Annotated in this window: 12 protein-coding genes; 1 reads left to right on the forward strand and 11 read right to left on the reverse strand. The window is 36.8% G+C overall.

The features are described 5' to 3' along the window. Positions 1-153: 153 nt before the first annotated feature. On the forward strand, positions 154-693 hold the full coding sequence (locus tag ACFSUL_RS02240) for a DUF309 domain-containing protein (RefSeq protein WP_377932308.1): 540 nt from the start codon (positions 154-156) through the stop codon (positions 691-693). A 64-nt stretch (positions 694-757) separates the two neighbouring features. Here the strand turns inward: ACFSUL_RS02240 and ACFSUL_RS02245 are convergent, their stop codons facing one another. The 11 genes from ACFSUL_RS02245 to ACFSUL_RS02295 form a co-directional block, all read right to left on the reverse strand. Further along, positions 758-1,114 carry a GNAT family N-acetyltransferase gene (locus ACFSUL_RS02245; protein WP_377932310.1) on the reverse strand — a complete coding sequence of 119 codons (357 nt, stop codon included), beginning with the start codon at positions 1,112-1,114 and terminating at the stop codon, positions 758-760. Positions 1,115-1,471: 357 nt separating this feature from the next. Continuing rightward, positions 1,472-1,666 carry a hypothetical protein gene (locus ACFSUL_RS02250; RefSeq protein WP_377932312.1) on the reverse strand — a complete coding sequence of 65 codons (195 nt, stop codon included), beginning with the start codon at positions 1,664-1,666 and terminating at the stop codon, positions 1,472-1,474. Positions 1,667-1,728: 62 nt separating this feature from the next. Then, positions 1,729-3,036 (reverse strand): diaminopimelate decarboxylase, encoded by a 1,308-nt coding sequence (lysA, locus tag ACFSUL_RS02255; protein ID WP_377932314.1) that lies wholly within the window; start codon positions 3,034-3,036, stop codon positions 1,729-1,731. Positions 3,037-3,245: 209 nt separating this feature from the next. Next, a complete protein-coding gene (locus ACFSUL_RS02260) occupies positions 3,246-4,724 on the reverse strand; it encodes a spore germination protein (protein ID WP_377932316.1) in 1,479 nt (492 codons plus the stop codon). Beyond that, complete coding sequence (locus ACFSUL_RS02265) at positions 4,702-5,286, reverse strand: stage V sporulation protein AE (RefSeq protein WP_377932318.1); 585 nt, start codon at positions 5,284-5,286, stop codon at positions 4,702-4,704. The genes ACFSUL_RS02260 and ACFSUL_RS02265 overlap by 23 nt, the downstream gene beginning before the upstream one ends. A gap of 20 nt (positions 5,287-5,306) precedes the next feature. Further along, positions 5,307-5,729: a stage V sporulation protein AB gene (locus ACFSUL_RS02270; protein WP_071411432.1), complete on the reverse strand. Its 423-nt coding sequence runs from the start codon at positions 5,727-5,729 to the stop codon at positions 5,307-5,309. After that, entirely contained in the window at positions 5,719-6,339 is a 621-nt protein-coding gene (locus tag ACFSUL_RS02275; RefSeq protein ID WP_377932320.1) for a stage V sporulation protein AA, read from the reverse strand. The genes ACFSUL_RS02270 and ACFSUL_RS02275 overlap by 11 nt, the downstream gene beginning before the upstream one ends. 320 nt (positions 6,340-6,659) lie before the next feature. Further along, positions 6,660-7,418 (reverse strand): RNA polymerase sporulation sigma factor SigF, encoded by a 759-nt coding sequence (gene sigF, locus ACFSUL_RS02280; RefSeq protein WP_377932322.1) that lies wholly within the window; start codon positions 7,416-7,418, stop codon positions 6,660-6,662. A 12-nt stretch (positions 7,419-7,430) separates the two neighbouring features. Beyond that, positions 7,431-7,874 carry an anti-sigma F factor gene (spoIIAB, locus tag ACFSUL_RS02285; RefSeq protein ID WP_377932324.1) on the reverse strand — a complete coding sequence of 148 codons (444 nt, stop codon included), beginning with the start codon at positions 7,872-7,874 and terminating at the stop codon, positions 7,431-7,433. A 2-nt stretch (positions 7,875-7,876) separates the two neighbouring features. After that, positions 7,877-8,227, reverse strand: a complete 351-nt coding sequence (gene spoIIAA, locus ACFSUL_RS02290; RefSeq protein ID WP_377932326.1) for an anti-sigma F factor antagonist — start codon at positions 8,225-8,227, stop codon at positions 7,877-7,879. A 115-nt stretch (positions 8,228-8,342) separates the two neighbouring features. Continuing rightward, positions 8,343-9,509 carry a D-alanyl-D-alanine carboxypeptidase family protein gene (locus tag ACFSUL_RS02295; RefSeq protein ID WP_377932328.1) on the reverse strand — a complete coding sequence of 389 codons (1,167 nt, stop codon included), beginning with the start codon at positions 9,507-9,509 and terminating at the stop codon, positions 8,343-8,345. Positions 9,510-10,000 lie beyond the last annotated feature (491 nt).

The raw sequence follows: 10,000 nt of genomic DNA on the forward strand, positions 1-10,000 counted from the left end.
ATATATGTTAATATTTCTAGGTAATTGTTGAATTTCCCTTCATGAGCAGTAGTGCAGTAAAGTAAAGGCAAATTTCATTTGTGGAGGTTTACTATTTTTATTTCAGCTTACCAAATGTCTATGCTACACTTTATTTAGAAAGGGGGAGATAACTTGAATTACCCAAATCCGTATATTCAGTTTTTAGTTCATTTCCATGGTGATCGTGATTACTTTGAATGCCATGAACTATTAGAGGAGCATTGGAAGAATACAGAACCTGCGGAGAAAGATTCAGTTTGGGTAGGACTTATCCAAGTTGCTGTAAGTCTCTATCATTATCGAAGAGAAAACCTGCAAGGAGCGAAAAAAACCATTAATAAAGCAATTAATATTTTATCTACACGACAATCAAGAGTAGAAGAGCTTGGTCTAGATTATCAGTCGCTTATTGAACTACTAGATGATATTCAGTCAAACATGGATGATAAACAGCACTATACTAGTGTAAATCTACCGATAAAAGACAGTGCTCTATTAACTAAATGTAAACAAGTATGTAAAGAAAAAAGGTTAAATTGGTGTTCAAGCAGTAACCTTTCCAACATCTCCCTTATACACAGACATAAGTTGAGAGACCGCTCGGAAGTAATTAATAATCGCAAACAATCTTTGCTTCACAAAAGAAAAAGCAGAATTGAAAACAAGGACTGAACAAGAAAATTCTCTTCAGTCCTTAGTACTTGTTACTGGCTTATAAAATAATTTATGGCTACTCTTACTGTTCCTCTACTTCGCGCTCACATTTCTCAAAAAAAGCGGCCGTTTGATTATTCGGTACAATTTTATGATCTGGAAACATTTCTTTTAAGGTTTTAACCATCGTTTTTCCTATACCTTCATGGCGATGGGATGGATTAACAGATACATGCTGTACTTCCAATATTTCATCTGTTTTATATACACCAATCAACCCGATAATATCCTCTTCTTTCCATAAGTAAAGCTGCCAATTTTCTTCTGTCTCATATTGCTTCATTGTTTGTTGAAGCTTTTTAAGATCCTTTTCATTTGGCATAAAAGATAATAAACCCATTGCAATCTTTTCAAATGCCTTTTTATAACGTATTAGCATAATAACCCCTCGTTATGTTTTGTGTATAAAACACATTGATATACATTATAGTCAAAAATTTGTAAATTCAAACATTCAATCCGCTTATATCTTACTAAACTCTACTACTAGAATCAACCTCTTATCTTTCTGCTAAAAATCCCCAGTAAATGGCACCCCAAGCTAAGCCGAGGATAAGCAATATTAAAAATAGTTTTAAATTACTTACTTTCATACCAGACTCCTTTAATTTATATGTATTCTTTTTTTATCCAATTGTTATTGTATAGTAAAATATTCGTTTATAAAAGAGTTATCTTAAAATAGCATAAGAAGGACTGCCTTTACACAAATTGCAAAGGCAGTCCTTCTTTGTTTTCACTTATTATTAAGTTTTGTCCAGCTCCAGCGGCTAGCTCGCTGTGAAAAAGATGATTTCTCTCTAAAGGCAAAAAACACCTTTTGAGAGAAATCCCTATTTTCTTCACGAGCTGACCAAGCCGCTTTCGCTTTTCTATTTCCAGCTCCAGCGGCTAGCTCGCTGTGAAAAAGATGATTTCTCTCTAAAGGCAAAAAGCGCCTTTTGAGAGAAATCCCTATTTTCTTCACGAGCTGACCAAGCCGCTTTCGCTTTTCTATTTTATTATCGGTATATCTAGATTCAATAAATCTTCATAACTTTCTCGTCGCATCACAAGTTTAGATTCTCCATTTTCCACAAAGACAACTGCTGGGCGAGGTAAACGATTATAATTGTTTGACATAGCATAACCATACGCGCCTGTACAAAAAACAGCTAAAATATCATCAGAAACTGCTTCCGGTAAGGGAAGATCCCAGATTAACATATCTCCTGATTCACAGCATTTCCCTGCGATAGAAACGGTCTCATGATGTTGTTCATTTGCCTTATTCGCAAGTATTGCCTCATACTTTGCATTATATAGTGCAGGGCGAATGTTATCACTCATTCCTCCATCAACAGCTAAGTATTTCCTCACATCCGGTACATCTTTTCTTGAACCTATTGTATATAAAGTTGTACCTGCATCGCCAACTAAAGAACGTCCAGGCTCTATCCAAATTTCCGGCATTGATAATTGATACTTTTCCACTTCTTGCTGAACCGCTTTTATCATTTCTTCTACATAGCGGGAAGGAGGAATCGGATTATCTTCTTTCGTGTAACGAATGCCAAAGCCACCACCAAGGTTCATTACCTCTGGTTCAAACTCAAAGCTAGCTTTCCATTGTGCTATTTTTTCAATAATTTTTTGAGCAGCCAAAATAAAACCTGTTGTTTCAAATATTTGTGATCCAATATGACAATGTAACCCAAGGAGGTGTAAGTGTTTTGATTTCAAACTAATTTTCACAGCGTCTTCAGCTTGACGGTTCTGTAAATCAAAACCAAATTTTGAATCTTCCTGCCCTGTTAGAATGTAATCATGTGTATGCGCTTCAATTCCCGGCGTAACGCGAATTAAAATTTTCATTGTAACAGCGTACTCTTCACATAACTTTTCCAATAAATGCAATTCATGAAAGTTATCAACGACAACACAGCCGATGTTATGTTCAATTGCCATTCTCAATTCTTGTTCACTTTTATTGTTCCCATGAAAATGTATACGATGTTTTGGGAATTCCGCTTTCACTGCAGTATACAACTCTCCCCCTGATACTACATCTAGTGAGAGTCCTTCTTCTTCCATAAGCTGAAATATCGCTAATGAAGAAAAAGCTTTACTCGCATATGCAACTTGTGCTTTTACTCCAAGTCGTTCAAACGTTTCTTTAAACCCTCTAGCTCTTTCTCTTATTAAAGCCACATCATATACATAAAGTGGAGTACCATACTCTTTAGCCAACTCTGTTGTATCCACTCCACCAATTTGTAAATTCCCATAATCATTTATATTTGCTGTTCCATAAAGATGCATATTGGTCTCATTCCCCTCTTTACCCCGTTACGAAAATGCAGAAGTAACTCGACTAGCCTCAGGGATAACATAAGAAATGCACCCCGGAAAAACCTTTATTACCTTTTAGGGGTGATTAACTTATGACCTCGAGGGACTAGACGCTACAACTAAACAAATCCTAAGTTAAAAGTAAATTTATCATAGAATGTGACCTGTTGCAATATTCATTATTTTGCTGACTGCTTATATTTGTTTCGAGGCTGCACAATGCTTGGACGTATTGTGGCTCCGGGCGCAGAACGACGGATAATAATTTGCAAAAATGCTTTCGGACTAAATGGAATAAACGGCCATAAATAAGGTGTGTTTAACGACCTTATACTTACAATAAACAAAAGAAATATAGTGGACCCTATTATTAGGCCTGGAATATGGAATAATGCTACCATTGCAAGCAGGAACAGCCTAGTAATCTTATTCGCTGTACTCAACTCATAGCTCGGTGTTGCAAATGTCCCTATTGCAGCAACAGCTGTGTAAAGAATTACTTCTGGTACAAACAGTCCTACGTCTATGGCGATTTGTCCAATTAATACCGCTGCTATTAGGCCCATTGCAGTTGATAATGGGGTAGGTGTATGAATGGCGGCTATCCTAAACATTTCTATTCCAAGTTCCGCTAAAAATAACTGAGCAATTACCGGTATATTCGTTTCTTCATTCGGCCCTATATACTCGAATTTCTCCGGCAACAACGAAGGATCTAAAACGAATAAATACCATAGTGGCAAAAGAAACAGAGAAGCTAATAAACCTAATAGTCTTGACCATCTAACAAAAGTTCCTACAGCTGGTGATTGCCGGTATTCTTCTGCATGCTGAAGATGGTGAAAAAAGGTTGTTGGCGTAATAATTACACTCGGAGATGTATCAACAAAAATAAGAACATGTCCCTCGAGCAGGTGAGTTGCCCCAATATCTGCTCTTTCGGTATATCGAACAAGCGGGTATGGATTGTATCCTTGTTTAACAAGAAACTCCTCTACTGCTTTATCTGCCATCGTTAAACCATCTATATCAATGTTTTTTAATTCTTTCTTGATTGTATTTACTAAATCTGGGTTTGCAACATCATCAATATACGCTATAGAAATGTCTGTTTTAGATCGTTCTCCTATTCGCATAATTTCAAATCTTAATCTAGGATCACGAATTCTTCTTCTTGTTAAGGCCGTATTAATAATAATATTTTCCACATAGCCATCACGTGAACCACGAACAACTTTCTCCGTATCAGGTTCTTGCGGAGTCCTTCCCGGATAGCTACGTACATCTACAATAAATGCTTCTTCATTTCCCTCTACGAATACAGCTATTAACCCTGATAATACTTCATCTACTGCTTCTTCAACAGTTTTTACAGGATCGACTGACTGGTGTACTAAACGATTATGGACGATTTCTGCTAAATGAGTGGATAAACGCTCATTATCATTAATCTCCACGAGTTGTTCTACAATTTCAATAATATAAGCAGCATCCGTAAGTCCATTAATATAATAGATATGAACATTCTTTTTTAAAACCTTTAATTTTCTTACTCCTAAATCAAAGCTTGTGTCCAACCCTACCCTATTTTTCATATACTCTTCGACTTCTGATAACTCTTTGGAGATTGGTGTTTTATTCTCCTTTTGTTTCGTCATAGTATCCACTCCTCTCTAAGATGATTTCTACTGCTTTTTTTGTAATAGGTGATCCTTCTTTATAATCATCTCGTTTTGCCATTTTCCCAATATCTCCGACCCCCACAATTACTGGGACATTTAGCGCATCCAAACTATAAACAGTATCACCGTTTAATTTTCCCATTTCTAGTTCTGGTACACCGAATTTGTCGACACCATAAGGAGTGAGCTCACCAAACTTATCAATACAAACATCTACTCTCGTCCACTCAGCCTGCCGCGTTTTTGCTGCCACAGCAATTACTCCTAAAACGTCTACTGAAGGATGATTAGCAACAAACTTTAACGCCCGTTCTCCTAAGCCTTCACCTAAAAATCCACTGTCATCAAACATAACAAAGACCGGATCACTTTTCGCTTTTTGTATTAATTTAATGATTTCAGGTCCTGTTAATACAGAAGGGTTTCCCTGAGAACTCGAAATACATCGTCCGCCATACTGTTTCGCAACGCACTCTACAGCTCGTTTTGCATATTCGTCTCCATCTGTTATGAGTATGACTTTTCTTTTTGTTGTCATGGGTAACCCTTCTTCCAAAATTATTGATTAACAAAATAGACCCAGTGAAATATAGAACCAGCAATTTTCCCTAAGACGATGGCCATGATCAAAATGATAATTTGTCCATCAATCCCAATTCTTTTTGCTAAAATCGGAAATACATTTAACACCTCTGTTAAGGCTGCTGCTAGCATTCCAAAGAATATACCACTTGCTAAGCCTAACGGAATTAGCACAAGAGGAGAAAGATATAAAGAGTAATTATTCAAGCTGAGTGTCCCCCAAATAATTACTCCGGAAACGACTGCCCATTCATAGAATTGAATCATTTTCATTGTTTTCGTTAACTGCGTCAGTCTCGGAATAATTCCTAAGACTGTTAAAAATGCAACAAAACCTGAACCCACCGCAAGACCTTCAGCAAAGCCTATAAAAGCACTCATTATTACCTTAATCGTCATCTAAATGCTTCATACTCTCTTTATTTTCATGAATCATTACATAATTATCTAAGTCTTGCTGGTATTTGAACATTTCTACTTCGAGTGGACTAGGTTCTTCATTAATTCTCTTTTTAAATACGTGATTAAAAAATAAAATCATACCTATTCCGAGCCCCAAGGAATAAGGAATTTGAAAGAGAAGTGGATGAGGGTCTTGACCGCCAGTAATAATGGTATAGAGACGTTGATGAACCTCTCTCATACTTACATCTTCATGAAAGTTCATAATTGCCATGCCTGCTCCTACAAATAACAGCACCCATACACAAATAAACAGAGGAATGGAAATTTTCTTTTTCCGAAACACTACTTCTATGATACTTTGTGATGGTCCTATTGTTTGTACTTCAAGAGTAGGATTGTATTTTTGTATTTCAGCAATCACCTTCATCACATCGACAATAATAATATTTTGATCATCAGGAGTCACCGTATGGACCGGAATTTGTTGCAGATCTACTAGCACTTGTTCTGGAGCTATTACTTGCGCCAACTGTCCAAGCGTTACTACACTTCCCGAATGTACTTGAACCTTCAGACGCAAACGTAAGTATACAGTTCCCTCCACGTCATTCACTTCCCATAAACATGATTTTCCTCCTCGTACCAATAGTATGGATTGCCAATAAAATTTTATGTAAAAATAGAAAAGCGCAAGCGGCTTGGTCAGCTCGTGAAGAAAATAGGGGTTTTCCTCAAAAGGCGCCTTTTGCCTTTAGAGGAAAATCATCTTTTTCACAGCGAGCTAGCCGCTGGAGCTGGACAATACGAAAAGCCCAAGCGGCTTGGCTTATGCTTGTCGCCCCTAGCCGCTGGAGCTAGACACCAAAGGCTTGAACAAAAAATAAGGTGCATCCCTCACCGCTCTCATACAGTGAAGGACGCACCTTATTGATTCATTTTTTCTTTCATGTTTTTGAGAATCTTTTTTTCTAGCCTTGAGACTTGGACTTGTGAGATTCCTAACCTGTCTGCTACTTCTGATTGGGTTTGGTCTTTGTAATATCGTAAGTAAACGATAAGCCGCTCTCGTTCATCAAGTTCAAGAATAGCTTCTTTTAAAGCGATTTTATCGAACCATTGTTGGTCGGTATTATCAGCAATTTGATCTAATAATGTTATAGGATCTCCATCATTTTCATATACTGTTTCGTGAATGGATGACGGAGATCTACTTGCTTCTTGAGCCATGATTACTTCCTCAACATTGTAGTCCAAGTGCTCCGCGATTTCATTTACAGTCGGTACACGACCAAACTTTTTCGAAAGCTCATCTTTTGCTTTACGGATTTTATTTCCCATCTCTTTTAAAGAACGACTTACCTTTACCGTTCCATCGTCACGAATAAACCTTTGAATCTCTCCAATTATCATCGGTACCGCATATGTTGAAAATTTCACATCGTAGCTTAGATCAAATTTATCCACCGATTTCAATAATCCAATACTGCCAATTTGAAATAAATCATCCGGTTCATACCCTCTATTAAGAAACCTTTGCACAACGGACCAGACTAAACGCATATTTTTTTGAACAATCAAGTCTCTTGCACTCTGATCTCCGTCCTGACTTCTTTTTATAAGCTCTTTGACTTCGTGGTCTTTTAAAAATGTCTGCTCTTTAGTGTTTTTCACTTCCACATCCATCGGCACGACTCCTTAATTGCATAGCGCTTTACTGCCCGCCAATTGCTTATTTAGTCTAATCGTGGTGCCTGTTCCTGGGTGTGAGATAACTTCTACTTCATCCATAAAGTTTTCCATAATTGTAAAGCCCATACCTGATCGTTCTAACTCAGGTTTTGATGTATATAAGGGCTGTCTTGCTTCTTCCACATTTTGAATGCCTAATCCTTCATCACGGACTGTCATTTCAATCGATCCGTTTTCTTCCAGCACAACAGAAATATACACCATTCCACTAGGATTATTATCATAACCATGAATAATAGCATTTGTTACAGCCTCTGAAACAACTGTTTTTATTTCAGTGAGTTCATCCATTGTCGGATCTAGCTGGGCAATAAAAGATGCCACTGTTACACGAGCAAATGACTCGTTTTGACTAAGAGCACTGAATTGGATATTCATTTCATTCCTCATGATTACGCTACCCCCAATCTTTGTAATGCGTTTTCTTCTGACGTTTCAAGTCGGATAATCTTGAACAACCCGGACATTTCGAACAACCGCTTTACTACTGGGGATATTGCACATACAATCATTTCACCATGTTTTTGTTTAATTTGCTTATACCTACCTAAAATGACACCTAATCCAGAGCTATCCATAAATTCTAGAGATTCCAAATTTAACATAATATGTTTTACATTATGTTCTTCAATAAGTTTTGAAGCTTGTTCCTTTAGCTGCTCTGCGGTATGATGATCTAATTCTCCACTCAATCGAATGCATAGTACATCCTTTTTTACTTCTAAGTTAATAGCAAGACTCACTATCGATAAGCCTCCTTTTTTGTTGTATAGTGAGTCATTTCGCTATAACTTTTCTTTATTCCTTCCCTATGACAAAACTAGAAGGATTTCGTCACAATTAGTGGTTTTTCTGTGATTACTTTTCTAGTTTTGAGAATATACCGAATGCACGTTTATATAATTGCCACCAACTTGCTTCCGGAACGTCTTCTTTTGCTACTAATATGCTTTCAGATACCTTCTTCCCATTGTTTTCAATGACAACCTTCCCTAATTTATCCCCTTTTTTAATCGGTGCTTTCAAGTTTTCATTGATTTTCACTTTCTTTTTAACACCATCAAGCTTTTCCCCTTTTTTCATCAGTAATGAAATTGGTTGGTCCGTAACAGCTTCGACTTTGCTCGTTTTTCCTTTCGAGAGCTTCGCCTCCGCTAAAGACTCCCCTTTTTTATAAATTGGCTTTGTTTGATATTGATTAAAAGCAAAATCTAACATTTTACTAACTTCACTATTACGTTCTTTCGGTGTTGGTTCACCAAATACTACGGCTATCACTCTCATGCCGTTTTTTTCAGCAGTGGCTGTTAGACAATATTTCGCTTCATTTGTAAACCCTGTTTTCAACCCATCGACACCGGGGTAGAAACGGACTAATTTATTTGTATTGACAAGCCAAAATTTATCTTCTGTATCTTCTCGTAAATAGGATTCGTATGTTCCTGTAAATTTAGTTATTCCTTCATACTTTAATAGTTCTTTTGCCATCATCGACATATCATGAGCCGTACTGTAATGGTCTTTAGCAGGAAGTCCAGTAGGATTTTGAAAATGTGTATTTTTTAACCCTAACTCTTTAGCTTTCTTATTCATTTTGTCAACAAACGCTTCTTCACTACCTGCAATATGTTCTGCTAGAGCTACAGACGCATCGTTTGCTGAACCAATTGCAATTCCTTTTAACATTTGCTCGACTGTCATTGTTTCTCCTGGCTCAAGAAAAATTTGAGATCCACCCATTGATGCAGCGTATTCACTTGTTCTTACTACGTCCTTTTTCTTAATTCTGCCTGTGTCTAATGATTCCATAATTAGAATCATTGTCATAATTTTCGTCATAGATGCTGGCGGCAGCTTTTCATGACTATTTTTTTCATATAGAATCGAGCCTGTATCCCTTTCAATTAAAATGGCGGACTTCGCTACTTCCGCAAGCTGCGTCTTTTTTTCTTCTGCAGAAGCTATAGGGGAAAAAGATGAAGCTATAAGGAAAAATGCCATCATCATACTAAATATCCGTTTCATTTTAAATAACCTCCATTCGGTCCTCATAGTAATCAGTACTTACAACCCCATTTTTTCCATATCCATCTTTTTTATACAGCTATTTCCAAGTTGTTTTGACTTTGAAACAATAAAACTTTAAATAACAGGCTGTTTGTATGAAAAAAGTATTTTTTAAGCATTGTAAAATTATTTAGAATAACCAAAATGAATCGCTTCTATACCACTTTGGCCACCAAATTTGCTTTTTTATAATAGATGGTGACAGCTTGGTTTCAGCCGCCATGTGAGTTTTTCGTAAAGTTTGGTATTTGTAAGCAATGAATCGTTTCTTTCCGCTCCAATTCACTCTATCTCTTCAACTGTTAATAAAAACAACAATCCTTACGAAAACACTCTTAAGAAAACAAATAAAAAACAAACGCTGCTTTTTTTAGCAGCGTTTGTTCACTGTGTTGAAAAAAGATTACGTCAATGAAAATGCCGCAAATTTTTTGTGGCATTTTCTTGTC

It is taken from the genome of Bacillus seohaeanensis (assembly GCF_042684945.1).
GTDB classification, from domain to species: Bacteria; Bacillota; Bacilli; order Bacillales; family Bacillaceae_B; genus Rossellomorea; species Rossellomorea seohaeanensis.